The sequence below is a fragment of the Acinetobacter sp. NBRC 110496 genome, assembly GCF_000876115.1.
Classification (GTDB): Bacteria; Pseudomonadota; Gammaproteobacteria; order Pseudomonadales; family Moraxellaceae; genus Acinetobacter.
Genome location: NZ_BBTF01000019.1, coordinates 13,610 through 37,459 on the forward strand (window position 1 = coordinate 13,610; position 23,850 = coordinate 37,459).

General features: G+C 41.6%; 21 protein-coding genes. 8 read left to right on the plus strand and 13 right to left on the minus strand.

All coding sequences use genetic code 11. The features are described from left to right. The first annotated feature begins 5 nt into the window (after positions 1 to 5). On the plus strand, positions 6 to 806 hold the full coding sequence (locus Aba26S_RS10985) for a M23 family metallopeptidase (RefSeq protein ID WP_043971994.1): 801 nt from the start codon (positions 6 to 8) through the stop codon (positions 804 to 806). Positions 807 to 876: 70 nt separating this feature from the next. Here Aba26S_RS10985 and Aba26S_RS10990 read toward each other — a convergent pair whose 3' ends face one another. Next, positions 877 to 1,299, minus strand: a complete 423-nt coding sequence (locus Aba26S_RS10990) for an OsmC family protein (RefSeq protein ID WP_005242053.1) — start codon at positions 1,297 to 1,299, stop codon at positions 877 to 879. A gap of 148 nt (positions 1,300 to 1,447) precedes the next feature. On the opposite strand from Aba26S_RS10990, the gene crp reads away from it, so the two are divergent. Then, positions 1,448 to 2,155: a cAMP-activated global transcriptional regulator CRP gene (gene crp / locus Aba26S_RS10995; protein WP_043971900.1), complete on the plus strand. Its 708-nt coding sequence runs from the start codon at positions 1,448 to 1,450 to the stop codon at positions 2,153 to 2,155. 198 nt (positions 2,156 to 2,353) lie between these two features. Beyond that, positions 2,354 to 3,133, plus strand: coding sequence for a M48 family metallopeptidase (locus Aba26S_RS11000; RefSeq protein WP_005242054.1), 780 nt, complete (start codon positions 2,354 to 2,356; stop codon positions 3,131 to 3,133). Positions 3,134 to 3,186: 53 nt separating this feature from the next. On the opposite strand, the gene Aba26S_RS11005 is transcribed toward Aba26S_RS11000, so the two are convergent. The 5 genes from Aba26S_RS11005 to Aba26S_RS11025 form a co-directional block, all read right to left on the minus strand. Then, a complete protein-coding gene (locus Aba26S_RS11005; RefSeq protein ID WP_005242055.1) occupies positions 3,187 to 4,065 on the minus strand; it encodes a class I SAM-dependent methyltransferase in 879 nt (292 codons plus the stop codon). A gap of 95 nt (positions 4,066 to 4,160) precedes the next feature. Continuing rightward, positions 4,161 to 5,681, minus strand: coding sequence for an NAD(P)/FAD-dependent oxidoreductase (locus Aba26S_RS11010; RefSeq protein ID WP_043971903.1), 1,521 nt, complete (start codon positions 5,679 to 5,681; stop codon positions 4,161 to 4,163). A 93-nt stretch (positions 5,682 to 5,774) separates the two neighbouring features. Next, positions 5,775 to 6,599, minus strand: a complete 825-nt coding sequence (locus Aba26S_RS11015; protein ID WP_005242057.1) for an SDR family oxidoreductase — start codon at positions 6,597 to 6,599, stop codon at positions 5,775 to 5,777. Between the two features lie 20 nt (positions 6,600 to 6,619). Next, on the minus strand, positions 6,620 to 7,594 hold the full coding sequence (locus tag Aba26S_RS11020) for a metal-dependent hydrolase (protein WP_043971905.1): 975 nt from the start codon (positions 7,592 to 7,594) through the stop codon (positions 6,620 to 6,622). Positions 7,595 to 7,874: 280 nt separating this feature from the next. Next, positions 7,875 to 8,834 (minus strand): metal-dependent hydrolase, encoded by a 960-nt coding sequence (locus Aba26S_RS11025; protein ID WP_005242059.1) that lies wholly within the window; start codon positions 8,832 to 8,834, stop codon positions 7,875 to 7,877. Between the two features lie 488 nt (positions 8,835 to 9,322). Between Aba26S_RS11025 and Aba26S_RS11030 the strand changes: the two genes are divergently transcribed. After that, entirely contained in the window at positions 9,323 to 9,940 is a 618-nt protein-coding gene (locus tag Aba26S_RS11030) for a TetR/AcrR family transcriptional regulator (RefSeq protein WP_005242061.1), read from the plus strand. Here the strand turns inward: Aba26S_RS11030 and adeS are convergent. Both adeS and adeR read right to left on the minus strand, forming a co-directional pair. Continuing rightward, on the minus strand, positions 9,924 to 11,000 hold the full coding sequence (adeS, locus tag Aba26S_RS11035) for a two-component sensor histidine kinase AdeS (protein WP_005242064.1): 1,077 nt from the start codon (positions 10,998 to 11,000) through the stop codon (positions 9,924 to 9,926). The two genes, Aba26S_RS11030 and adeS, sit on opposite strands and share 17 nt — an antisense overlap. Positions 11,001 to 11,044: 44 nt before the next feature. After that, positions 11,045 to 11,776 (minus strand): efflux system response regulator transcription factor AdeR, encoded by a 732-nt coding sequence (gene adeR, locus Aba26S_RS11040; protein WP_005242067.1) that lies wholly within the window; start codon positions 11,774 to 11,776, stop codon positions 11,045 to 11,047. A gap of 143 nt (positions 11,777 to 11,919) precedes the next feature. Here adeR and Aba26S_RS11045 point away from each other — a divergent pair, with 143 nt between their 5' ends. The 4 genes from Aba26S_RS11045 to Aba26S_RS11060 all read left to right on the plus strand — a co-directional run bounded on the left by Aba26S_RS11045 (position 11,920) and on the right by Aba26S_RS11060 (position 18,138). After that, on the plus strand, positions 11,920 to 13,065 hold the full coding sequence (locus tag Aba26S_RS11045; protein ID WP_043971907.1) for an efflux RND transporter periplasmic adaptor subunit: 1,146 nt from the start codon (positions 11,920 to 11,922) through the stop codon (positions 13,063 to 13,065). Then, the gene (locus Aba26S_RS11050) at positions 13,065 to 16,175 is read left to right on the plus strand and encodes an efflux RND transporter permease subunit (RefSeq protein WP_043971909.1); all 3,111 of its coding nucleotides are present in this window, start codon (positions 13,065 to 13,067) and stop codon (positions 16,173 to 16,175) included. Before Aba26S_RS11045 ends, Aba26S_RS11050 begins: the two co-directional genes overlap by 1 nt. A 78-nt stretch (positions 16,176 to 16,253) precedes the next feature. Continuing rightward, positions 16,254 to 17,654, plus strand: coding sequence for an AdeC/AdeK/OprM family multidrug efflux complex outer membrane factor (adeC, locus tag Aba26S_RS11055; protein WP_043971912.1), 1,401 nt, complete (start codon positions 16,254 to 16,256; stop codon positions 17,652 to 17,654). 85 nt (positions 17,655 to 17,739) lie between these two features. Further along, positions 17,740 to 18,138, plus strand: coding sequence for a thioesterase family protein (locus Aba26S_RS11060; RefSeq protein ID WP_043971914.1), 399 nt, complete (start codon positions 17,740 to 17,742; stop codon positions 18,136 to 18,138). Between the two features lie 41 nt (positions 18,139 to 18,179). Here Aba26S_RS11060 and Aba26S_RS11065 read toward each other — a convergent pair whose 3' ends face one another. The 5 genes from Aba26S_RS11065 to Aba26S_RS11080 all read right to left on the minus strand — a co-directional run bounded on the left by Aba26S_RS11065 (position 18,180) and on the right by Aba26S_RS11080 (position 23,681). Beyond that, positions 18,180 to 19,121: a Dyp-type peroxidase gene (locus tag Aba26S_RS11065; RefSeq protein ID WP_043971917.1), complete on the minus strand. Its 942-nt coding sequence runs from the start codon at positions 19,119 to 19,121 to the stop codon at positions 18,180 to 18,182. 84 nt (positions 19,122 to 19,205) lie between these two features. Further along, positions 19,206 to 19,994 carry a formate dehydrogenase accessory sulfurtransferase FdhD gene (gene fdhD, locus Aba26S_RS11070; RefSeq protein ID WP_043971920.1) on the minus strand — a complete coding sequence of 263 codons (789 nt, stop codon included), beginning with the start codon at positions 19,992 to 19,994 and terminating at the stop codon, positions 19,206 to 19,208. Between the two features lie 37 nt (positions 19,995 to 20,031). Beyond that, entirely contained in the window at positions 20,032 to 22,440 is a 2,409-nt protein-coding gene (locus tag Aba26S_RS11075) for an FdhF/YdeP family oxidoreductase (RefSeq protein ID WP_043971922.1), read from the minus strand. 206 nt (positions 22,441 to 22,646) lie between these two features. Then, positions 22,647 to 22,820: a cbb3-type cytochrome oxidase assembly protein gene (locus Aba26S_RS21135; protein ID WP_005242087.1), complete on the minus strand. Its 174-nt coding sequence runs from the start codon at positions 22,818 to 22,820 to the stop codon at positions 22,647 to 22,649. Positions 22,821 to 22,862: 42 nt separating this feature from the next. Beyond that, on the minus strand, positions 22,863 to 23,681 hold the full coding sequence (locus tag Aba26S_RS11080) for a hypothetical protein (RefSeq protein ID WP_193868458.1): 819 nt from the start codon (positions 23,679 to 23,681) through the stop codon (positions 22,863 to 22,865). Positions 23,682 to 23,850 lie beyond the last annotated feature (169 nt).

Genomic DNA, 23,850 nt, shown 5'->3' on the forward strand with positions numbered 1-23,850 from the left:
TCATCATGTCGCTAAAAACAATTTTACTCAGCGTTGCTTCTCTTCTTCCACTTCATGCTGCGTTTGCACAGCTGCCACAAGACTCAAGGCGTGCAGGTGGTATTGCCGTGATTCCATTAACGACCAATACAACTCAAGTCTTTTATCAACAAAAACCTGTTCTGATTTCCCAAGAAGGGGCTCAGCGCTATGCCGTGTTTGGTATTCCCCTTTCCGCACCCTTAGGGACTTTAACCTTAACCACCAATAACGATCCGATTCAGGTAGAGATCAAACCGTATGCATATGCGGAGCAACGCCTTAACGTCAAAAATCAGGACTATGTCAGTCCTAATCAAGAACAACTTGATCGATATGCCAGAGAAGCCAAAGAGCAGAATGATATTTACAGCTCATTTACACCGAGCGCATGGACACAATTCCCCAATTTTATCCGCCCTACTGCAGGGAAATTCAGCAATTCGTTCGGCCGTAAACGATTTTTCAATGGCGAAGAACGCGCACCGCATTCTGGTCTAGATATTCCTGCACCTGTTGGACAAACCGTCATTGCGCCTGCAAATGGCGTCGTGATAGCAACAGGCAACTATTTCTTTAATGGGAATACGGTACTGATTGATCATGGCCAAGGCTTGGTCAGCATGTTCTGCCATTTGAGTAAAATTAATGTACAAAAGGGGCAGCAGATTCGTCAGGGAGAAACGCTTGGGTTCGTCGGTAAAACTGGACGTGTCACTGGACCACATTTACATTGGGGAATGAGTCTGAACAATGCTCGCGTAGATCCACAATTATTTATAAAATAAAAAGAAAAGCTTATAAAAAAGTGATCTATAAAAATAGATCACTTTTTAGTAGAACTTAATAATTTATAACTTAAGCAGCTTCAATAATTTCAAAATCATGGGTGATTTCAACACCGCCATCTGAAAGCATTTTACTGGCTGAGCAATATTTCTCGGCGGAGAGTTCAACGGCCTTTTCAACTTGCTTGGTTTTTACTGCTTTGCCAGTGACCACGAAATGCAAATGGATTTTTGTGAATACTGCTGGAATGGCATCTGCTCTTTCTGCTTTAAGCTGACATACAACATCCGTCACATCTTGGCGAGATTTCTTTAAAATCGTCACAATATCAAACGAAGCACACCCACCAAGTCCCATTAAAATCAACTCCATAGGACGTGGACCACGGTTTTCACCTCCATATTCAGCAGAACCATCCATCACCACAGTGTGGCCACTTTCTGATTTCGCCTCAAAAGCAACATTCTCTAACCAATGTACACTTGTTTGCATTGCAACTACCCGAAAAACGTTATAAATTTACTCTGTTCTTGTACACTAACATAAAATGAGTTGATAAGGAATTTCATCTCTTCTGTGTAGAAAAGGCTCTATCAAGAGTCTGTGCGATCGGTTTTATCCAAATTCGGAAATTTTAAGCATGACTTCAAATTTTTCACAACTTAGCACTGATGCTTTATCACCAGGCCAACTGCCTGAATCAGTAAAAGCTCTGCTAAAACGTGCTCATATTAATAGATACCCTAAACGCACCACGATTGTTGACGCTGGAACGGAATCAAAATCACTGTATTTAATATTAAAAGGTTCAGTGTCAATTATCTTACGTGAAGATGACGAACGAGAAATCGTTGTTGCTTACCTCAACCCTGGTGATTTCTTTGGTGAAATGGGGCTTTTTGAAAAGAACCCTCAACGTACCGCAGAAGTACGTACGCGAGATGTCTGCGAAATTGCAGAAATTTCCTATGACAATTTCCATGAGTTAAGCAAGCAATACCTAGATTTGAGCTATGCAGTATTTGCCCAGCTGGTACGCCGTCTTAAAAACACCACACGTAAAGTGACTGATCTGGCCTTCATTGATGTGTCAGGTCGTATCGCGCGTTGTTTAATTGACTTATCTGCACAGCCTGAGGCAATGATTTTGCCGAATGGCCGCCAGATTCGTATCACCCGCCAAGAGATTGGTCGAATTGTCGGTTGTTCTCGTGAAATGGTTGGCCGTGTCCTCAAGACACTTGAAGATCAAGGCATGATCCAGACTGACGGTAAAGCCATCCTTATTTTTGATGCTTCTCTAGAAGAAAACACCTTCTCTGAAGATGAATATGATAATGAGGATTAATTTGATCTGAGATCGGATTGATTCTAACCAAGCCAGTGCCTGTCACTGGCTTTTATTTTTGAGCAAACAATAAGCTTGGCTGATTACATAATTACAATGATTATAGAGCTATTCAGAATATTAACTATCGCTAACATTTTCTATAATCCACCCTGATCACGACTATATTCATAAGATACTGATTTGGAGAGAATAAGTATGAAGAAATTCGCTTTGAGCCTTTGTGCTGTAACCGTAATGACAATTTCTGGCTGTGCCTCTTTCGCAGACATGGCTGGCGCAGATAGCGCAACTTTAAATGCTCAATCAGCACAAAGCTTCTCAAAAATGACTCAGGAAGCACGTGCAAAAAATCAGCTGGATAGCAGCTCAAGTACGTATCAGCGTATCAATACTGTATTTAACCGCTTAAAACCGTATGCGGATCAAATGAACCAGACTGGTCAGCGTTTTGATTGGCAACTGGCTGTATTAAAATCTGATACCGTGAATGCTTATGTTGCACCAGGCGGTAAAGTTGTTTTCTATACAGGTATTGTCAACAAGCTCAATTTGACCAATGATGAAATTGCAGCGGTGATGGGACATGAAATGACTCACGCGCTTGAAGAACATGCCAAAAGTAAAATTGGCGCTCAAGCGTTAACCAATCTTGCGATTGGTATTGGTAAATCTTATGCTGGCAGCAGCATTGGTGATCTAGGCAGTGCTGCAATCGATTTAGGCAGCCAAGTGGGTATTGGTCTACCTTACTCTCGTAATTTGGAAAGTCGTGCCGATTACGGTGGTTTGATGCTTATGGCAAAAGCGGGCTATAACCCAAATGCAGCAATCAGCTTGTGGGAAAAGATGAATCGTTTAGATGGCGCTGGTGCTGGCGGCTCGTTCTTGTCAACTCACCCATCTAACAGTCAGCGTATTAGCGATATGCGTAAAAATCTTCCTGCAGCCATGGCTGTTTATAATAATCGCCGTTAATCCATACGCCCTTAAATGCTCAAATGCATTTAAGGGCTTTTTATTTAATTACATCAAATACTCTGCAACTGTAGATGTAACATATGTGTCGCAATGGTATGACGGATATGATCAGGACGAGCATGAAAATAACGCTCACTCAAACCATTGCCAGATAAATCCTCAATAACGATATAACCCATTTGCGTGACTGCCTGATGCAATGCCTTGGGTCTAAATTGCCCTTTTAAAGGTTCTTTCAGAAAACGGGTAAATTGAGAGACAAACAAAGTCCCCAAACGCTCTATCCCATCCAACTCGCGATAATCAATCGAATAATCCAACACCACTTCACTCTCTCTCACTGCAATCTTTGCAATACTGGCCAAGGTTTTCAACGTCGTTTCAGGTTCCAGATAATGAGTTGTTCCCAGCCATGAGAAAAAAGCAGTATGCTCCTGTTGAAAAGTGCTGCGTGCCAATGCATCAGCAATCGACTCCTTTTCAAAATCGATGGCAACAAATTCCACATTCTCTGGCAGCTCACCCAATTGATGTAGTTTGTTTTGTTTAACGGCTTGGGTATCAGGATGGTCGACTTCAAAAATCCTGAGTTGTGGATGCTGCTGTGCTTGTCGCAAGGCAAAAGAATCCAATCCAGCGCCAACCAGTACATATTGCGTTACGCCTCGTGCTATGGCGGCCTTGAGTTGATCTTCAGCATAACGGGAGCGTCCAACCACCTGTCCTGTCAATAAGCCTAAAGTACGGTTAAATACAGCTGAATTCATCACCTTAACTGTCAGTGGCGTGGTCAGTAATTTCTTCCAGCCCCTGCTGGTCAACTCAAGCGCAAAGGGATCTGAAAACACTGGGTTATTCGCATTTTGAAAATGATTGGCACGTAATGCTGCCGCAGCCTCAGCAGTTCGGCTCGACTGTCCTTCTTTCATCTTTTTTTTCCTGTATTTCTTTCTATCTTGCAAAAAATAAGCAGCAAATTCCATCACGAGACAAAATTTACTGCTTTTGATGATTAAGCTAAAAATCAGTTGGTTTTTTCAGTTTGATAGGTCACTTGGTAATCATTTAAATCCATCTGTTTTAAACGTTGCTTTAACTTCTTCAATGACCAAGGCCAAGCAGCAAAGTTACGGCCATTGGCATCTAAATAATAACTCTTACAGCCACCTGCATTAAATACCGTGGTTTTTAGATGTTTTTGTACCAATTCATTATGCTGCTTAATCACTTCAGGCTTAATGTTGAGTTTGGCAATGCCTTTGTCTCTGATCTTGAGTAAACCATCTACAATGTAGTCGAGTTGTGCTTCTGCCAAACCAATAAAAGAGTCATAGACCAACACATTTGGTCCCAATACCAAGAAAGCATTCGGTACATTTTCAATACTGGTGCCTAAATAGGCTTCCGGTGAACTGCTTTTCCACAGATCATTCAATATCTGCCCTTTTTCATTGCTCACACGTTTGCCAATCGGTGGATGGGATACTTCAAAACCAGTTCCCCAAATAATCACATCCACTTCGTGACGTTCACCATTGGCAGAAACTACCGTATTCCCTTCAACTTTTACCAGTCCATGCGGAATAAGCTTAGTATTCGGCTGCTGTAAGGCTGGATAATAGTTGTTAGCGAATAAAAGACGTTTACAGCCGATGGTAAAGTTCGGCGTTACGTTTTTGCGTAATTCAGGATCTTCGATCTGGAAACGTAAAATCAGTTTGGCTAATTCACCCACAGGTTTTAACACAGCTGGATTACGTAAACCAAAGTTAATCGCATTCAGTGACTGCGCAACCGTTTTGCGCCAGGTTTTTTGAATCAATGGGAATTTTTCAATTAGTGCTTTGCTCACATCACCAAGGTCAGTGTCTGGCTTAGGCACCACCCACGGCGCGGTACGTTGATAGACATATAATTCTTTAGCTAAAGGCTGAATCTGAGGTACAAACTGAATCGCGGATGCACCAGTCCCAATTACTGCAATACGCTTGCCAGTCAGATCGTAGTCATGATTCCACTTTGCCGAATGGAACATTTCTCCTTTAAAGGTCTCTAACCCATCAAGCTTAGGAATTTGAGCCTCGGTAATTGGCCCTGTAGCAAAAATGGTGGTCCGGGCCAAGAATTGCCCTTTATTGGTGTCCATGACCCATAAATTTCGTTGATTGTCCCATGCCGCATTGAGCAACTCAGTACCAAACTCTATTTTTGAGCTCACCCCAAAATCTTGACTGACTTCTTCTAAATAGCTCAGAATTTCAGGTTGACGAGCAAATAAATGGCTCCATTTTGCACTTGGTGCAAAAGAGTATGAATACAGTGCCGATGGCACATCACAGCCACATCCTGGATAAGTATTTTCACGCCAGGTTCCCCCCACACGTGTCGCTTTTTCAATAATCTTGTAATTGTTGTACCCTACTTGATCAAGGCGAATCGCAGTTGCAATCCCTGAAATACCTGCACCCACAATAAAGGTGTCATAGATATGTTGTGGTAATGCCTTTCCTTCAGCTGAGTTTAATTTTTTTGCTTGAGCTGTCATTTAAAATATCCTTTATTCATCCAACTGAAATAAGCAAATTGCCTGTGCTGTTTTCGCTTATTTCAATACTTAAAAATGTGTCTTCACTTTGGGTTACTTCATGAATCGGTATGAGTTACCCAAGAATTTGGCATATAAATTCGGAGCAGTACGTTTCATTAACCAGAATAGCTTGGCATCAATTTGTGGGATGGTATAAAGCTGATCTTTATCCAAACGGTCTAGTGTCAATTTTGCCACCTTGTCACTGGTGGTAAATGCCAAATTGGTCAGTGCATAATCCAGAATACCTTTATGTGGAACCTTGCCATTTTTAATGATGTTGGTCGGTACCAGCGTCGGACAAAGTACATTCACCTTGATATTATGTTTTCGAAGCTCGGCAGAAAGCGTTTCCGATAATGCACGTACCCCCGCTTTGGTCACGTTATATGCTGTCATTTCAGGTGCAGCGGTATATGACGCTGCAGAGGCCACATTAATAATTGCACCATGACCAAGTTGCTTAAACTTCGGTACAAAATAGTGGCACCCATGGATGACTCCCCACAAGTTAATGTCAGAAACCCATTTCCAGTCTTCCAGCGAAGTTTCATCAAACTTGCCACCTAGCCCCACACCAGCATTGTTAATGACCAATGTAGTTGGATGCTGCATTAACTGCTCCGCTTGCTCTGCCAGTTTTTCCACTTGCTTGGCATTACCAACATCACATTTCACAGCAAAGGCTTTTGCTCCTAGGCTTTCAATTAATACAACAGTTTCTTTGGCTGCCTCGAGATTGATATCTGAACAGACCACTGTGCCACCACGTTTTGCCAACTCAAGCGCAAAACTACGACCAATACCGCTTCCCGCACCAGTCACCACAGCAAATGCCTTTTGGCTTGGTTTGTTTTTTTTCCCAAATAATTTCATTTTATTTTCCAGCGATCTTGTTATGCAGAAGCTGCACGTACAGGTGGTACAAACTCTTTAAGGAAATAAGGCGTTAATAAGCCTGTTTCAGGGTTTAATAACCGCTCTTTGTAATAGGCCATATAAGTAGTGGTATCATGGTCGTTGGGATGAAAGCTTGGACGTAGATATTCCAGAATATGCATGAAACTGCTGCCAAATACCCCACGTTCACTGCCAAATAACAACGCAGTGCTTTCCACAATATCTTTCATATAGCGTGGATTAACCAAATTGCTGGGTTTACGCACGAATGGCATCAGATATCCTCCCAATGACACCCCGCCAAGAATCGTTAAACTTGCTAACAAGAAGCCTGTAATTCTGAGCCAATAATTACCTGATAACTCAAGGAAGACATCATAAGCAATGTCTTTATGTTCAGATTCTTCCAGCATGTGCCACATCCACATAGCGCGCTGACGTTCATCTTGCGAACCCAGCAAGTAGTATTCATGTTGCATCATAAATTCAGCAAGTACGGCAGTGTAATGTTCAATCCCGACCATTAATGAAAGCTGTAAAGATTGCGGTAGCTTGTAGATACCATATTCAAATACTTTATCGGCAATGGCTCGTAGCAACTCAACGGGATAGCCATTTTCCTTTAGTACTTCATCATTAAATTGATTATGGATTTTTGAATGAATCGCTTCTTGTCCAATCAGTGAAGTCAGTCTTTGTTTTAAAATCGGGTCTTCAATAAAATCACGATGATGACGTGCAGTATCGATGACCACATCTTCTCCAAAGGTTAAGAAGATGGATAAAGCATGAAAATAGGAGGTTGCTAACTCTTTATTTAAAAAAAACTTTTCATCCAATTCATTTGGATTGAACTTAAAATCAAAATGACGTATTGGAATCGGTGATTTACTCGCAAGGTTCTGAACGATCCCTTGATATTTGGTACTGAGTTTGTCTGAGAAGACATTGCGAAGAACTTGAGCGACCATGTCTTAATTCCTATAGGGAGAGTAAAATAAAATCAAACAGCAATGCATCCATCAAAAATCGTAAAGTTGTCTATAAGATTATTTCTGCAACTTTAACAACTTCGATTCTTAAACGTTAAGTTGGGATGCATCACCCCATACACGGGTCAGTTGAGAATGGTTATTTGCATAGTGCATGAGCGAAATAACGGCAACAAGAACCAAACTGCTCATCACACGCTGAGCTTTTTTGCCAACTCAGCGCGCAATAACAGATATACTGTGCATACATCATTCAGCCTTATGCGGCTTGTACCTTTGGCGTAAATTCCTTCACAAAGAATGGATATAAGGCCCCACCTTCTGATAGAAGTTTCTTTTCGTAATATTCAAAATATGCAGATGCATCATGATCATTCGGATGGAAATCGGTACGTAAATAATCAAAAATACGACCTTGGGTACTACCAAATACACCATCCTTCGGACTAAAGATCAGCTTGACACCACGACGTGCATCTTTCCAGAATTTCGAAGTCAGCATTTCTTGAGGTTTACGTAAGATTGGCACCATGGTTGCCGAAAATGGAATCAATCCCAGAATGGTGAAATAGGCAAGCAAGAAACCCGAAATCCGTAAGGCATAATTACCATTCAGTGTTTGATAGACATCATAGGCAACATCTTTATGCTCAGACTCTTCCAGCATATGCCACATCCATAAAGCACGTGTTTTGGCATCATCAGAGAAATAGAAGTTCTGTTCATGCGCCATCATGTATTCCGCCAATACCGCAGTAAAATGCTCGATCCCAGCCATCAATGAGAGCTTGAGCGGTTGAGGAAATTTTAAGAAAATGTAATCAAAGAATTTTTCACCCAAGAAACGATAAAGTCTGACTGGATAATCAAGCTCAACAATTGCATCATTAAACTCATTATGTAGTTTTGAGTGAATTGCTTCCTGGCCAATCAATGAAGTGACGCGTTGTTTTAAAATCGGATCTTTCAGTTGATCACGATGATGGCGAGCGGTTTCAATCACCAAATCTTCACCATAGGTCAGAAACACTGAAAGTGTTGCGAAAAAAATCGTTGCGAATTGATTGTTCATATAAAATGATAGATCAACTTGTTTGCCTTCAAATCCGATTGCCAAGTGGCGAATTGGAATTGTTTTTTTACTCGCAAAATCGATTTGCTCAGTTATCGGGTTCGATTTAAATAGATTTAAACCTTTCTTCAATGTGCTGCTAATCATGGCTACACCTACCTACTGCACTTGAGCGTCATTTGCCCTTTTACATTCTTTGCGTCTGGTTCATCTCTTTTTCGCATCTCCATATTTCAGGAAGGTACGAAAAAATATTCGGGAGATTTTTCAGAACCATTTCTTCGTATGAGACAACTGTAAACCGATCTTATGTTCGGATTCAATTCGGGTAATTTTTACACTGATTTATAAATATTTTCTCGATCAGCCTTAAAGCAATCTTTGCTTTAAAAGCTACATACTTTATTAAAAAATAATTTATTTTTAATAATTATCAATAAATTAAAACAATTTAAAAAATTAATATTTTCTAAAAAATGAATTGATGTATTTCATAAATACTTATTTATTACATCCTAAAGAACACATATTAAAAACCTGTAATTTTACTTGTTCGGATTAATGAACTAATCCTTTTCACACATTGACCCACATGTTAATCTGACATTATGTTCGGATTTTAACAATAAGACTTCATGGCGACACGAAAACCACGTCAGTCACGCTCGAAAGTGACCGTAGACACGATTATTGAAGCAGGCTTTATTGCCGTTGCAACCAATGGTACCAGCGGCACCACTACACGACATATTGCAGACATTGCAGGTGTCAGTGTTGGATCTCTTTATGAATATTTTAAAAATAAAGAAGAAATTTATGATGCTATGGCAAGAACCTTTGTCAAAGAAGTCTTGGATATGGTGAAAGAGCTGACGCCCATCATGATCGAACAAGAGCTAGAGCCTTTATTCGAAATGATTTTCTATACATTTAGAGATTTACTGACTCGTGATGACGATCGTTATCTCATTTGTCTACGCTATGCGACTGAATTGAAATACGAAAGATATATTAGTCAGATTGAGATGGCACTGATGGAGGTGTTAATGAAATACATGATTCGTCATCCCCGCTATTTAAAAGTGAATAACCTCAGCGTAACTGCGTATATCAGTATTAACAGCAGTATTTTCAACGTTGCCCGTCACTTAACCCTGCCCAACCCGCAAATCAGCTTTGATGAAATGGTAAAGGGCCTCAGTACCATGATTATCAGTTATATTGAGGCCGAATTGGCTAAGGCTGGGGCTTAGCAGGAAGTTTGATTCTGAACACGCTGTTTTGTTGTGGATTAAGGTACTCAATAGAGCCCTTGTGCGCAATAACGATGGCATGAACAACCGCCAAACCCAATCCCGTTCCCCCAAATTCTTTATTTCTGGACTGTTCTAATCTAAAGAAAGGATTAAATAAGTCTTGCTGGTATTGCTCTGCAATACCCGGCCCTTGATCTTCAATTTGCAGCACCCATTCTTGGGCGATCAGAAGCGAAGAAATTTTCAGTTTTCCCGCATTGGCATAGCGAATCGCATTATCAATCAATGCCATAAAAACTTGTTCAATACGACGCTGGTCACAATGGACTGGTGTCGTTGACATCTCAAGTACAGGTTCTAATCCTGCTTGCTGTAAACGATGTTCAAACAGTTTCAATACGTTATCTGCAAGCACTTTTAGATCAACAGCTTCATAATGTAATCTGAGTTGCTGATTCTCAACCAGACTTAAAGTCCGCAAATCCTCCACCAGATGTGATAGACCTTCCACTTGTCCTAACAAACTTTTAAATAAAGCTTCATCAGGTTTAAACACACCATCAAGAACACCTTGTAAACGCCCTTGTAAAATAGTGATGGGAGTTCTTAATTCATGGGCGATTGCGGCATTCCACACCTGAGCATTTTCCACTGAACTTTCTAATTTTTTCGCCATATTATTAAAATTATGCATCAGTTCAGAAATTTCAGCAGAGTGAATCTGACTGTCATCTGCTCTGGCTGAAAGATCTCCCTGACTAATTTTTTGGGCAGCTTCCGCCAGATAATTAATCGGTTTAATAAAGCGTTGAGCAAGGTGCATACCGATGATCAAGGAAATCACCGCGCCACAAAAAATGACCGTCGATAACCAAATCCAGTCAACAAAATGGAATTCAGTCCAGTCCCCCTGTAAAGAGCTTAGCGTAATCCAGCCGGCATCAATGGCATAGTTATAAATAAAATAGCCAAGCAGGATAGAAAAAAGTGTCACGCTTAAGTTCACAATACTTAAGGCAATAAAGAGCTGTTTACTAATACCTGACTTGTTTTTCATCTCAATTTTCCAAATGGGTTCTTTTGAGTATTTATAATTAAGGCTTATGCATCTTGTGGATGATCAAGTCGATAACCCACCCCTCGCACATTGATTAACATCTGTTGCAAACCGTGTTCTTCCAGTTTTTTTCTCAGCTTACTTACATGGCTGTCGACTGTGCGTTCCAAAGCATCACTATCTGACAGGCAGTGATTTAAAAGCTCACCTCGCGTAAAAACTTTATGAGGATGATCAATCATTTGCATTAATATTTTATATTCGGTCAGGGTAAGGCTAAGCATGACTTTTTTGTCTTGTTGATGAACATAGACACTATGAATATCGGTATTAATTTCGATGTTTTTATAGATGAGATTTTTGTTGATGGGTTGACTGTTTTGCTGAGCCCGTCTTAGCACAGCCTGTACGCGCGCAACGACCTCATTCGGATTAAAAGGCTTGACCACAAAGTCATCTGCACCAATTCTTAATGCCATCACCTTATCAATATCCTGATCAAGTGCAGTCAACATAATGACTGGGGTTTGCGCCTTTTGACGAATTTTATTGAGCACATCCCAACCATTCAGTTCAGGCAATTTAATATCGAGTAGAATTAAATCAATCGGTTGTGCAGCATGTGTTTCAATGGCTTGCTTACCATTCATGGCACGAATCACGCGCATACCTTCGCGTTTGAGATAGTGTTCGATAATATCGCCTATCTCATACTCATCCTCGACCACGAGAATCAACTTATCCTGACAATCAAAAGAAAAAGAATGCTCAAACATAACCATCTTGGCAAATAAAACAATCTATTCATCATACGATGATTTATCTGTAAATCTCCACACTTTTTCCATACTTCCCCGATGTTGGTTACACAAAGCTGGAAAATAATAGCAGCATCAAAAACTCCCAAGGTTTGGACAGAATGCAAAAGCATCTATTACTTCCATTATTTTTATCCATCGGGCTTGTATTACAAGGCTGTGGTTCTGAACAGGCGAAGCCCGCTGAGACGCCCCCAGCAAAAGTAAGTGTGTTAAATATTCAACCGCAATCTGTGAATTTTAGCGAAAACCTTCCTGCTCGCGTACAAGCATTCCGAACTGCTGAAATCCGACCTCAGGTGGGTGGCATTATTGAAAAAGTCTTATTCAGACAAGGCAGTGAAGTCAAAGCTGGACAAGCATTGTATAAAATTAATGCAGAGACCTTTCAGGCAGATGTAAATAGTAATCGTGCTTCACTCAACAAAGCTGAAGCTGAAGTGGCACGTTTAAAAGTTCAGTTAGAGCGCTATGAACAATTGCTACCAAGTAATGCAATCAGTAAACAAGAAGTCAGTAATGCACAGGCTGAATATCGTCAAGCCTTAGCAGATGTTGCACAGATGAAAGCTTTGCTCACTCGCCAAAATCTGAATCTGCAATACGCTACTGTCCGTGCCCCGATTTCTGGTCGGATCGGACAATCGTTTGTGACTGAAGGTGCATTGGTCAGCCAAGGCGATGCCAATACCATGGCAACCGTACAACAGATTGATAAAGTTTATGTTGATGTAAAACAGTCAATTAGTGAGTACGAACATTTACAGGCCGCATTACAAAGTGGTGAGTTATCTGCCAATAATGAAAAAACCGTGCGGATTTCAAATAGCCACGGCAAACCTTATAACGTCACTGCCAAGATGCTGTTTGAAGATATCAATGTCGATCCAGAAACAGGTGATGTCACTATTCGAATTGAGGTGCAAAACCCAGAACGTAAACTTCTTCCAGGCATGTATGTACGTGTCAGCATTGACCGTGCTTCAGTTCCTCAAGCTTTACTGATTCCAGCCCAAGCGATTCAACGCAATATTAACGGCGATCCTCAAGTTTATGTGATCAATGCCAAAGGTTCAGCAGATATTCGTCCAGTTGAACTGGGACAACAATATGATCAGTTCTATATCGCCAATAAAGGCCTTAAAACAGGCGATAAAGTGGTTGTAGAAGGTGTTGAGCGTATTCAACCCAATCAAAAACTTGAAATAAGTCCGTGGAAAGTACCCGCAACATTAGGAGCTCAGTGATGATGTCACAATTCTTCATTCGCCGCCCTGTGTTTGCATGGGTGATTGCGATTTTCATTATTTTATTTGGGGTCCTTAGTATTCCCAAACTCCCGATTGCCCGCTTTCCAAGTGTGGCACCGCCTCAAGTCAACATTACTGCGGTATATCCGGGTGCAACTCCTAAAACGATCAATGACAGCGTTGTGACTTTGATCGAACGGGAATTATCTGGGGTTAAAAACCTGCTTTACTATAGCGCGACTACAGATACCTCTGGTACGGCCCAAATTTCTGCAACCTTTAAACCAGGTACCGATGTTGAAATGGCACAGGTGGATGTCCAGAACAAAATCAAGGCTGTTGAAGCACGTTTACCTCAAGTGGTTCGCCAACAAGGTTTGCAAGTAGAAGCCTCCTCATCTGGTTTCTTGATGTTAGTCGGTGTCAATTCTCCCAGTGGTCAGTATTCTGAAGTTGATCTCAGTGACTATTTAGTCCGTAATGTGGTGGAAGAACTGAAACGTGTTGAAGGTGTCGGTAAAGTCCAATCCTTCGGTGCTGAAAAAGCCATGCGGATCTGGGTTGATCCAAATAAACTGGTGTCCTATGGACTGTCGATTAGTGATGTCAACAATGCCATCCGTGAAAATAACGTCGAGATTGCGCCAGGTCGACTGGGAGACCTCCCTGCTGTCAAAGGTCAACTGATTACCGTTCCACTCTCGGCACAAGGTCAATTAGGCGATGTTGAACAATTTAAAAATATCAGTCTCAAAAGTAAGACTAGCGGTAGTGTGATTAAACTATCTGACGTTGCTAATGTGGAGATGGGTTCACAAGCCTATAACTTTGCAATTCTAGAAAATGGTAAACCTGCCACTGCTGCCGCGATTCAGCTTAGCCCAGGTGCCAATGCAGTAAAAACGGCTGAAGGCGTCAGAGCAAAAATTGAAGAATTAAAACTCAATTTACCTGAAGGCATGCAATTTAGTATTCCTTATGACACAGCGCCTTTCGTAAAAATTTCAATCGAAAAAGTGATTCATACCTTACTTGAAGCCATGATTCTGGTTTTCATTGTAATGTATCTATTCCTGCATAATGTTCGCTATACCCTAATTCCAGCGATTGTTGCACCGATTGCTTTGTTGGGTACCTTTGCGGTGATGTTACTTGCAGGCTTCTCGATTAATGTGCTGACCATGTTTGGCATGGTGCTCGCGATCGGGATTATCGTCGACGATGCAATTGTAGTGGTGGAAAACGTCGAAAGGATTATGGCAACTGAAGGTCTGCCACCGAAAGAAGCCACCTCCAAAGCCATGAAAGAAATCACCAGTCCAATTATTGGTATTACCTTAGTTCTAGCGGCGGTGTTTTTACCAATGGCTTTTGCCAGTGGTTCGGTCGGGATTATCTATCAACAATTCACCTTAACCATGTCAGTGTCCATTCTGTTCTCTGCGTTATTGGCATTGATCTTAACCCCTGCACTATGTGCCACGATTTTGAAACCAATCGATGGCCACCATCAAAAGAAAGGTTTCTTTGCGTGGTTTGATCGTAGCTTTGATAAAGTCACCAAAAAATATGAATTGATCCTGCTGAAAGTGGTCAAACATAGTATTCCAATGATGGCGATCTTTGTGGTGATTACAGGTCTTACCTTTGCAGGTATGAAATATTGGCCAACGGCATTCATGCCTGAAGAGGATCAAGGCTGGTTCATGACCTCATTCCAATTGCCTTCGGATGCAACTGCAGAAAGAACGCGAGGTGTGGTAAATGAGTTTGAAAACAGCTTAAAAGACAATCCAAATGTAAAAAGTAACACTACGATTATGGGTTGGGGCTTTAGTGGTGCTGGACAAAACGTTGCTGTCGCGTTCACGACACTGAATGATTTTAAAGACCGTACTGCAACTGCAACCGAGATGACCAACTCCGTCAATAAGACCATGGCACATAGCAAAGAAGGCGCGACCATGGCTGTACTTCCACCAGCTATTGATGAACTTGGGACTTTTGCCGGTTTCAGCTTACGTTTACAAGATCGAGCAAATTTAGGTATGCCTGCGCTTTTAGCTGCACAAGACCAGTTAATGCAAATGGCAGCCAAAAATAAGAAGTTCTATATGGTCTGGAATGAAGGCTTACCGCAAGGTGACAATATTTCTTTAAAAATTGACCGTGCTAAATTGAATGTTCTTGGTGTGAAATTCTCTGACGTTTCTGACATCATTTCAACCTCAATGGGTTCGATGTATATCAATGACTTCCCAAATCAGGGACGTATGCAACAAGTGATTGTGCAAGTTGATGCTAAATCCCGGATGCAATTAAAAGATATTTTGAATCTGAAAGTGATGGGTTCAAATGGACAATTGGTCTCTTTATCTGAAGTGGTCACACCGCAATGGAATAAAGCGCCACAGCAATATAACCGCTATAACGGCCGCCCATCGTTAAGTATTGCAGGTATTCCAAACTTCGATACGTCATCAGGCGATGCCATGCGTGAAATGGAGAACCTGATTGCCAAATTACCAAAAGGCATCGGCTATGAATGGACCGGTATTTCACTGCAAGAAAAGCAATCTGAATCACAGATGGCATTCTTACTTGCGCTCTCTATGCTGGTCGTATTTCTGGTTCTTGCTGCGCTTTATGAAAGTTGGGCCATTCCACTTTCAGTGATGCTGGTGGTGCCATTGGGTATTTTTGGCGCCGTGGTTGCGATTATGTCTCGTGGTTTAATGAATGATGTGTTCTTTAAAATTGGCCTGATTACCATTATCGGTTTATCGGCCAAGAATGCGATTCTGATTGTCGAATTTGCCAAGATGTTAAAAGAAGAAGGTATGAGTTTAATTGAGGCTACAGTTGCAGCAGCTAAACTTCGTTTACGTCCGATTCTGATGACTTCGCTGGCCTTTACCTGTGGTGTGATTCCATTGGTCATTGCATCAGGTGCCAGTTCAGAAACACAGCATGCCTTAGGTACAGGTGTGTTTGGTGGCATGATTTCAGCCACGATTCTGGCGATCTTCTTTGTCCCCGTCTTCTTCATTTTCATTCTGGGTGCAGTTGAAAAGCTGTTTGCTTCGAAAAGCAAAAATCCATCTTAACTGACAATGGGCAGAGGAAATCAACTTGTTTCCTCTGCCCCTGCTCTGCCTTCATTTTTATATTATTTGGAGAAGACCATGTCTAAAACGACTGTCTTATCTCGTGGCCTGCTTGTTTCTACGCTTTCAATGGCCTTGACGGCATGTATGAATATGCAGGCACCCCAACCTGTGATCAAATCTGATATTCCACAAAATTTTACACAAACAGAAACTGGCTCTTCAATTGCCATTCAGGGCTATAAACAATTCTTTGCCGATGCACGTTTACTACAAGTGATTGATATCAGTTTAAATAACAATCGTGACTTACGTACTGCAACACTGAATATTCAGCGTGCGCAGCAACAATATCAAATCAGCAAGAATGACCAGTTCCCCACTATTGGTGCAAATGGCAGTGCAGTTCGACAGGTCAACCCTGCGGTGAACCCCAATAATCCTTACTCGACCTTTCAAGTGGGTCTTGGTGTGACCGCCTATGAACTGGATTTCTGGGGGCGTGTACAAAGTCTAAAGGATGCGGCACTGAATAATTACTTTGCCACGCAAAGTGCCCGAGAAGCCACTCAAATTAGTTTAGTCAGCCAAGTGAGCCAAGCATGGCTAGATTATGCCTTTGCGCAAGCCAATTTAGACCTTGCAGAACAGACCTTAAAAGCACAACTGGATTCCTACAACCTCAACAAAAAACGCTTTGATGTCGGGATTGATAGTGAAGTCCCGCTACGTCAGGCACAGATTTCAGTTGAAACGGCCCGAAATGATGTGGCGGCTTATAAGACACAAGTTTCACAAGCACAAAACTTACTTAACTTATTGGCAGGTCAAGCCATTCCCCAAAACCTCCTGCCCAATCGTGCACTTCAGCGCATTACCGCGGAAACCAGATTTTCCACTGGCTTAAGCAGTGAATTACTGAATAATCGACCAGACCTCAAAGCTGCTGAATATCAACTTCGTGCCGCAGGTGCCAATATTGGCGCAGCCAAAGCACGTTTGTTCCCAACCATTAGCCTGACTGGATCAGCGGGATACGCTTCGAGCGATCTGAAAGATTTATTTAAGTCGGGTGGTTTTTCTTGGTCAGTTGGCCCAAGTATTGATGTTCCGATTTTTGATTGGGGCACCCGTAAAGCCAATATTAAAATTGCAGAAACTGAGCAAAAAATTGCCTTGTCTGATTATGAAAAAGCCATTCAATCTGCTTTCCGAGAGGTCAATGATGCACTTGCTGCGCATGCCCATATTGAAGAACGTTTAAGTGCACAACGCCGTTTGGTCTCAGCAACCGATACGACCTATAAATTATCTACGGCTCGGTTTAGAGCGGGTATTGATAGTTATTTAACAGTTTTGGACGCACAACGTTCTGCTTATGCAGCCCAACAAGGTTTATTGATGCTGGAACAAACCAAATTGAATAATCAGATCGAATTGTATAAAGCGCTCGGTGGTGGTTTTTCTCAGGATTCGTAAACGCTTAAGTCTATTATTTGGGCTGATTTTTACAGACTCAGCCCTTATAGTATTTAGGTTTAAATAAGAAAATAATTGCTTAATTATGTTTACACTTTCGATTACACCAAGATTCTATGAAACCGATGCATTCGGACATATCAACAATACCGTGATTACAGGCTGGTTTGAAACTGCACGCGAACCCGTTTTTCGTCTCTTTAATCCAAGTATGGAAATCAAAAATCTGCCTTTGATTCTGGCACGTGTCGAAGTCGATTTTGTGGCGCAGATTTATTATGGTGCGGATATTGAAATCAAAACCTGGATTGAGCATATCGGCAATTCTTCATTCATTGTTGCGCATGAAGCTTGGCAAAATGATCATTGTGTCGCGCGTGGCAAAGCGGTTCAGGTATATTTTAATTTCAGTACGCAAAAATCGGAGCGTATTCCAGATCAATTCCGCACTCAATTACAACACTATCTCATTGCAGCATCATGATGTTCAGCTGAAATGAAATATTCTATTTCAGCTGATTTAATTTATTCACCCAAATCTTCGAGAAAGTCAAAGGTAGGCACAAAGAATAAACTGCCTGAAACAGGTGTACTAAAATCTAATAAACGATCAACATGTCCTGTTTCCTTACCCAAGAACATATTTTCAAGCATGGTTTTGGTAATGTTAAACGAGCGTGAGTAGCCAATAAAGAAGGTACCGTACTCTCCTTCTGTTGGATTGGAAAATGGCATATTGGCTCTTAAAATTTTGAGTTCATTGCCCTCAGCATCATGTGCCTTACTGGCCACATTATGTGCGCTTTGTGGTTTTACATCATCACCAAGTTCCACGTCATCATATTTCTTGCGACCAATGACTTTTTCCTGCTCTTCAGTGCTGAGGCCTTTCCACATCTCCATGTTATGCAAATATTTTTGAATAAAGACATAGCTGCCGCCAAGGAACTCTGCATCTTCTTCCCCTACATAGGCAATTTCTTTGGCAATTTCATGTTCAGGGTTCTCTGTCCCGTCCACAAAGCCAATAATGGCACGACCATCGAAGTAACGGAAACCTTTGGTTTCGCTGATCGAATAGGTATCGTCTTTGAGTTGTTCATGCAGAATTGCCGCTAACTCATAGCAAATTGCCATTTGATTCGCTCGAATATGGAAGAACAAATCACCTGCCGTTGCGACTGCGGTATGTCTTGGTCCTTTAATTTCTTGAAATGGCGCCAGCTCTTTCGGTTTATTCAGCTCTGGAAAAAGTAAATCCCAAGCATGAGAACCAATACCAACCGAAGCACTAAAATTACCATGAGGAAAACGGTTGGTCAGGCTTCGAACCAATGCAGAAAAATTGGCCAGAAAATCGATTACACCCGAATGATCAGGTTGGGTATTGATTCCAAGCACAATAAATAAGGCATTCTCACCCGAAAGATTATTGATAACAGGTTGATATCTTAAAGGAACATTCATAATTTTTAGGAATAGAAGAACTTAGTGCTCATATCCTACACAATTCAAACCATGAGTCAGCAGCATAATCACAAATTTTTACTATTATTCGGTATATAAAACAAAGCTATCTCCCCGACAGAAACTGGCTAAACTCAGATTCGATTGCTTTGCCATTGCGATGGCCATACTGGTCGGTGCAGAAATGGTTGCCAGTAAAGCAATATTGGATTGTGCGCACTTACGAATCAGTTCATAACTGGCACGACTGGTCATCACCACAAAACCATCGGCAACATTGAACTTTTGCTCCGCCAGATAACCCAATAGCTTATCTAAAGCATTGTGCCGTCCAACATCTTCAAATAACGCTACGATTTGCCCTTTCACCACCCATGCTGCCGCATGTGCACCACCCGTGAGCGCAGTAATTTTTTGTCTGACTTTGAGTTGGGCAATCGCATTGGGAATCTGATTTAACCATGTTGATGGCACTTGAGTACTGACCACAGGTAAATCAGCATAAAGTTGTTTTAAACTTTCAATCCCGCAAAGACCGCAGCCTGTGCGTCCCACCATCATACGCCGATGCTCTTTTAATGCGACAAAAGCACGGGTTGAAATGGTCATATCGACTTCAACCCCCAATTCATTTTGACGGATGTCGAGTGAATACAGTTCGCTTAAACTATGTAGAATTCCTTCAGACAGACTAAAGCCTTTGGCAAATACCTCAAGATCTGACGGCGTCGCCATCATCACTGCATGAGAGATGCCGTTATAGACCAAGGCAACAGGATATTCCTGCACAATATAGTCTATTTCATTTTCAGAACGATCATGATTGAAACGATGCACTTGCACCGTTTCGTAGCCTCGTGTTTTTGTGTCCACGCCTTACCTCTTTTACATCCAGATTGATGCCCATAAACTATGCGTTACTGACGCGTTCATTGGCATGCTCAGGATCAACTTCCACATTCAAATTGAAATGCGCGGGGGCATTACCGGCATGTAGAATCACAGGAATGCTTTTTGATGCTGGGATTTTGGCATATTTATCATGGCTACCCAAAGCCACCAATGGATTGGTTTCGGGATAATAGGCCGCCAAACTGCCTTGCGGAATGTTATACGGCACAATACGGAAACTATGTACAATCCGTTTCACACCATCCGAGAACACACTTTCGATATCGACCCACTGATCTGCCACGAAGCCTGCTGCATCAATGTCCGCCTGATTCATAAACAGAACCCGACGCTGTCCGAATACACCGCGGTAGCGATCATCCAAACCATACAAGGTGGTGTTATATTGGTCATGCGAACGTGTGGTCATCAGCGTATAGACTTGCTGCTCCGTATAAGCCGCAGCATACTGATTTTCCTTGTCCTCATAAACTTCTGTTAATGGCGTAATTAAAAACTGGGCTTTGCCACTTGGAGTATGCCAAACATGTTGATTGGCAGGATGCTCTAAATGGAAACCGCTCGGTTGATAAACCCGTTGGTTGAAATCATGAAATTCATCAAAAACATCGGCAATAGAGTCGCGAATACGATCATAACTTTCAATATACCAACGCCATTTCACTGCACTGTCAGGCAGAGCTGCTTCCGCCATACGCGCCACAATATCGGGCTCGGATAAGATATTTTCTGAAATTGGCGGATTGCGACCTGCAGACAGATGCACATTACTCATTGAGTCTTCGACTGAAATTGCTTGAGGTCCATGCAGTTGCATATCCACTTCGGTCCGTCCCAAACACGGCAACATTAAGGCTGTCTTGCCACAGACGAGATGGCTACGATTCAACTTGGTGGTAATGTTAACGGTCAAATCACAACGGCGTAATGCCTCTTGAGTATAGGGCGTATCAGGTGTGGCAACCGCAAAGTTTCCACCCAAACCAATAAAGACTTTGACCTCGCCTTCATACATCGCCTTGATGGTATCCACCACCCCAAAACCATGTTTACGCGGCGACTTGATACCAAAAACCCGATCAATACTATCTAGAAGTGCATCACTTGGATTTTCATTGATGCCCATAGTCCGATCACCCTGCACATTACTATGCCCCCTGACTGGACAGAGACCTGCCCCCGGACGACCAATATGGCCACGTGCCAGCATCAGGTTTGCCAGCATATGAATATTGGCTGTCCCGTGACGGTGTTGGGTAATCCCCATCCCCCAACAGAAAATGGCAGTTTTCGCATCCAGATACATTTTGGCAATTGACTCTAAATGTTCAGGTGACAGTCCCGTATGTTTATGAATCTGTGACCATTCTGTACCATCAATCTCAGCCAGCATCTCATCAAAACCCATGGTATTCATGTCAATAAAGCTGCGATCAAAAACACTGGCTTTCCCTTTCGCCAAAGCTTTTTTATCCCATTCGGATAAATGCTTCATTACTCCAAACATCAGTGCATAATCGCCACCAATTTTGGGTTGGAAATAATAGCGGCTGATTGGAGTACTGCCATTGGTCATCATTTCCAAAGGTGCTTGCGGATCTTGGAAGCGCTCTAGTCCACGTTCTTTGATCGGGTTAATCGCAACAATATTACCGCCTCTTCGAGAGACCTCTCTCAAGGTTGCCAACATCCGTGGATGATTAGTGCCCGGATTATGCCCAAAACTAAAAATAGCATCGGCCTGATCAAAATCATCCAGAATCACGGTGCCTTTGCCTAAACCTATCGCATCTTTTAAACCGACACTGGTGGTTTCATGACACATATTGGAACAGTCTGGAAAATTGTTGGTACCAAAGCTGCGAACAAAAAGTTGATACAGAAATGCAGCTTCATTACTGGCACGCCCTGAAGTATAAAAGGCTGCTTGATCTGGATGATCCAGCGCCTGCAAATGCTGAGCAATCAGCTGAAAAGCATCATCCCAAGAAATCGGTACATATTTATCCGAAACAGGGTCATAACGCATTGGATCGGTTAAACGCCCGAGGTCTTCTAGATAGAAATCATTTTGTTCAGCCAGCCAACTCACGGTATGTTGCGCAAAGAACTCAGGCGTAACCGTTTTACTGGTTGCTTCAAAAGCAACGGCTTTGGCGCCGTTTTCGCAGAAGTTAAAGGCATGCGCATCTTTTTTCTCAGGCCATGCACAACCTGGACAATCAAAGCCTGTGGGTTGATTAATATTGAGTAAGGTGATTGAACCCTTTTTTAAAACATCCTGCCTTTTGAGGTTTCGGGCAACACTTAACAATGCGCCCCATCCACCTGCAGGTTGGGTATAGGGTTCAATTCTTGCAAAACTGGTATTTTCTTGCTTATGTATAGGTTGTTCTGAGTTATCCATTATGTTGCCCTCATCTGAGCTATTCTTAACATTTGCTACAGATAGGATTAACATGAATTGTGCTTCTTTTCTATTCTTGATTTGTCTTATTCTATTAATAAAAAATCTGCGAACTTCATTCAAAAGTAATAAAAAAACTTACTGGTGCGTGCTCTAAGCACCAGTAAGTGAGAAAAACCGCGACATGGTATTTGCTTGTATATCCATTATTTACTGACAGGCTGAGTATGTTGAGCTTGGGTACTATTTTGCTTTTGTTGAGAAGGCATATAGTCAGGCTGATTACTCACTGCCAGAAAGAAAAACACCAGAAATAAACAACCCAATAAAATACTGATGCCAACGGCAAGGTAGGGAAACTTCGATTGTTCTTGAGACATCGCTCTACTCCTATTCAAATATTAAAATTCAATTCGATGCCATCACATTGTGGACAACGCTTTAAAACTGGTACCATTCTGAATGCGGGTTTGCGTATACTCAGCATAGACTGATAGCTTTTCAAAAATGTGCTCTGAATAGAACATATCTTCAATTAAATGTGCTGCTTGAGCTAGACTAAAATGACCAATTTGTGCAATCACTTGGGCATTCAGTTGTGCAAATAAGGTACAAACTTTTTTGTGCCATTCATCTTTGTTTTTAAATAGCAACTTTCGCGTATTGATCAATTCATCATCCAGCATGCTTTCAGTGCTATCCGCATCAATCACATCAATTTTCACATCAAAATAATCTTCCAATATCTGTATCTGTTGGCGATCAATCGGCAAATGTGTGATCAGGAAGATATGAAAGATATCCGTTCGACACAACGCCTTGACCAGACAGCGAAATAAGAAATCTTCTTCACTTTTGGGTCGATCAACCAGATCAACATACAATTTCAGACTATGTAGTACTTCTTCGATTTTCAAACTAAGTTGTTTTTCGGCTTGATAATATTGCTTTAAAATCGACAAAACAGGCGCTGAAATTGGCGTCGTATAAATCACAGACTGATTTAAATTGGCAATAATAAATGGCGCGAATAAATAGCCGAGATTATTGTCATTTCCCATAATTTCAGCCTGTGCAATATAAGCGACCTTCTCTTTAGAAAACTCTCTCAGCACTTTTCCTCTTAGCAAGGTTGCTTCAAGATTTACATATTCAAGGCGTAGCTGTTCTTGTACTGATTGCGAAGGTGTACCGTCTTTAAACAGTCGAATCATCGCATTGAGTTCTTCGGTTACAAACATAGTCATACGCCATTCAGTCAAAAGTTTTGCTTAGACAACTTACAATGATTGATCAATATTCAAACACACTGCATCGTTGCTTATGCTATTTTGAATCAGGTCTAAACTGCTGAATAGCTACAGAGTTTGCTTAAAAAAATATAACAGATCATGCTAGAAGCACGTATCT

What these genes read in the sequence shown, in the direction of transcription:
- Aba26S_RS11030 (WP_005242061.1), top strand. Translation starts at nt 9,323, where the DNA reads ATGGCGACACGAAAACCACGTCAGTCACGCTCGAAAGTGACCGTAGAC.
- Aba26S_RS11010 (WP_043971903.1), bottom strand. Translation starts at nt 5,681, where the DNA reads ATGACAGCTCAAGCAAAAAAATTAAACTCAGCTGAAGGAAAGGCATTA.
- Aba26S_RS11050 (WP_043971909.1), top strand. Translation starts at nt 13,065, where the DNA reads ATGATGTCACAATTCTTCATTCGCCGCCCTGTGTTTGCATGGGTGATT.
- Aba26S_RS11065 (WP_043971917.1), bottom strand. Translation starts at nt 19,121, where the DNA reads ATGAATGTTCCTTTAAGATATCAACCTGTTATCAATAATCTTTCGGGT.
- Aba26S_RS11075 (WP_043971922.1), bottom strand. Translation starts at nt 22,440, where the DNA reads ATGGATAACTCAGAACAACCTATACATAAGCAAGAAAATACCAGTTTT.
- Aba26S_RS11060 (WP_043971914.1), top strand. Translation starts at nt 17,740, where the DNA reads ATGTTTACACTTTCGATTACACCAAGATTCTATGAAACCGATGCATTC.
- Aba26S_RS11000 (WP_005242054.1), top strand. Translation starts at nt 2,354, where the DNA reads ATGAAGAAATTCGCTTTGAGCCTTTGTGCTGTAACCGTAATGACAATT.
- Aba26S_RS11020 (WP_043971905.1), bottom strand. Translation starts at nt 7,594, where the DNA reads ATGGTCGCTCAAGTTCTTCGCAATGTCTTCTCAGACAAACTCAGTACC.
- adeS (WP_005242064.1), bottom strand. Translation starts at nt 11,000, where the DNA reads ATGAAAAACAAGTCAGGTATTAGTAAACAGCTCTTTATTGCCTTAAGT.
- Aba26S_RS10990 (WP_005242053.1), bottom strand. Translation starts at nt 1,299, where the DNA reads ATGCAAACAAGTGTACATTGGTTAGAGAATGTTGCTTTTGAGGCGAAA.
- Aba26S_RS11080 (WP_193868458.1), bottom strand. Translation starts at nt 23,681, where the DNA reads ATGTTTGTAACCGAAGAACTCAATGCGATGATTCGACTGTTTAAAGAC.
- Aba26S_RS11005 (WP_005242055.1), bottom strand. Translation starts at nt 4,065, where the DNA reads ATGAAAGAAGGACAGTCGAGCCGAACTGCTGAGGCTGCGGCAGCATTA.
- Aba26S_RS11045 (WP_043971907.1), top strand. Translation starts at nt 11,920, where the DNA reads ATGCAAAAGCATCTATTACTTCCATTATTTTTATCCATCGGGCTTGTA.
- Aba26S_RS10985 (WP_043971994.1), top strand. Translation starts at nt 6, where the DNA reads ATGTCGCTAAAAACAATTTTACTCAGCGTTGCTTCTCTTCTTCCACTT.
- Aba26S_RS11015 (WP_005242057.1), bottom strand. Translation starts at nt 6,599, where the DNA reads ATGAAATTATTTGGGAAAAAAAACAAACCAAGCCAAAAGGCATTTGCT.
- crp (WP_043971900.1), top strand. Translation starts at nt 1,448, where the DNA reads ATGACTTCAAATTTTTCACAACTTAGCACTGATGCTTTATCACCAGGC.
- Aba26S_RS21135 (WP_005242087.1), bottom strand. Translation starts at nt 22,820, where the DNA reads ATGTCTCAAGAACAATCGAAGTTTCCCTACCTTGCCGTTGGCATCAGT.
- Aba26S_RS11025 (WP_005242059.1), bottom strand. Translation starts at nt 8,834, where the DNA reads ATGATTAGCAGCACATTGAAGAAAGGTTTAAATCTATTTAAATCGAAC.
- adeC (WP_043971912.1), top strand. Translation starts at nt 16,254, where the DNA reads ATGTCTAAAACGACTGTCTTATCTCGTGGCCTGCTTGTTTCTACGCTT.
- adeR (WP_005242067.1), bottom strand. Translation starts at nt 11,776, where the DNA reads ATGTTTGAGCATTCTTTTTCTTTTGATTGTCAGGATAAGTTGATTCTC.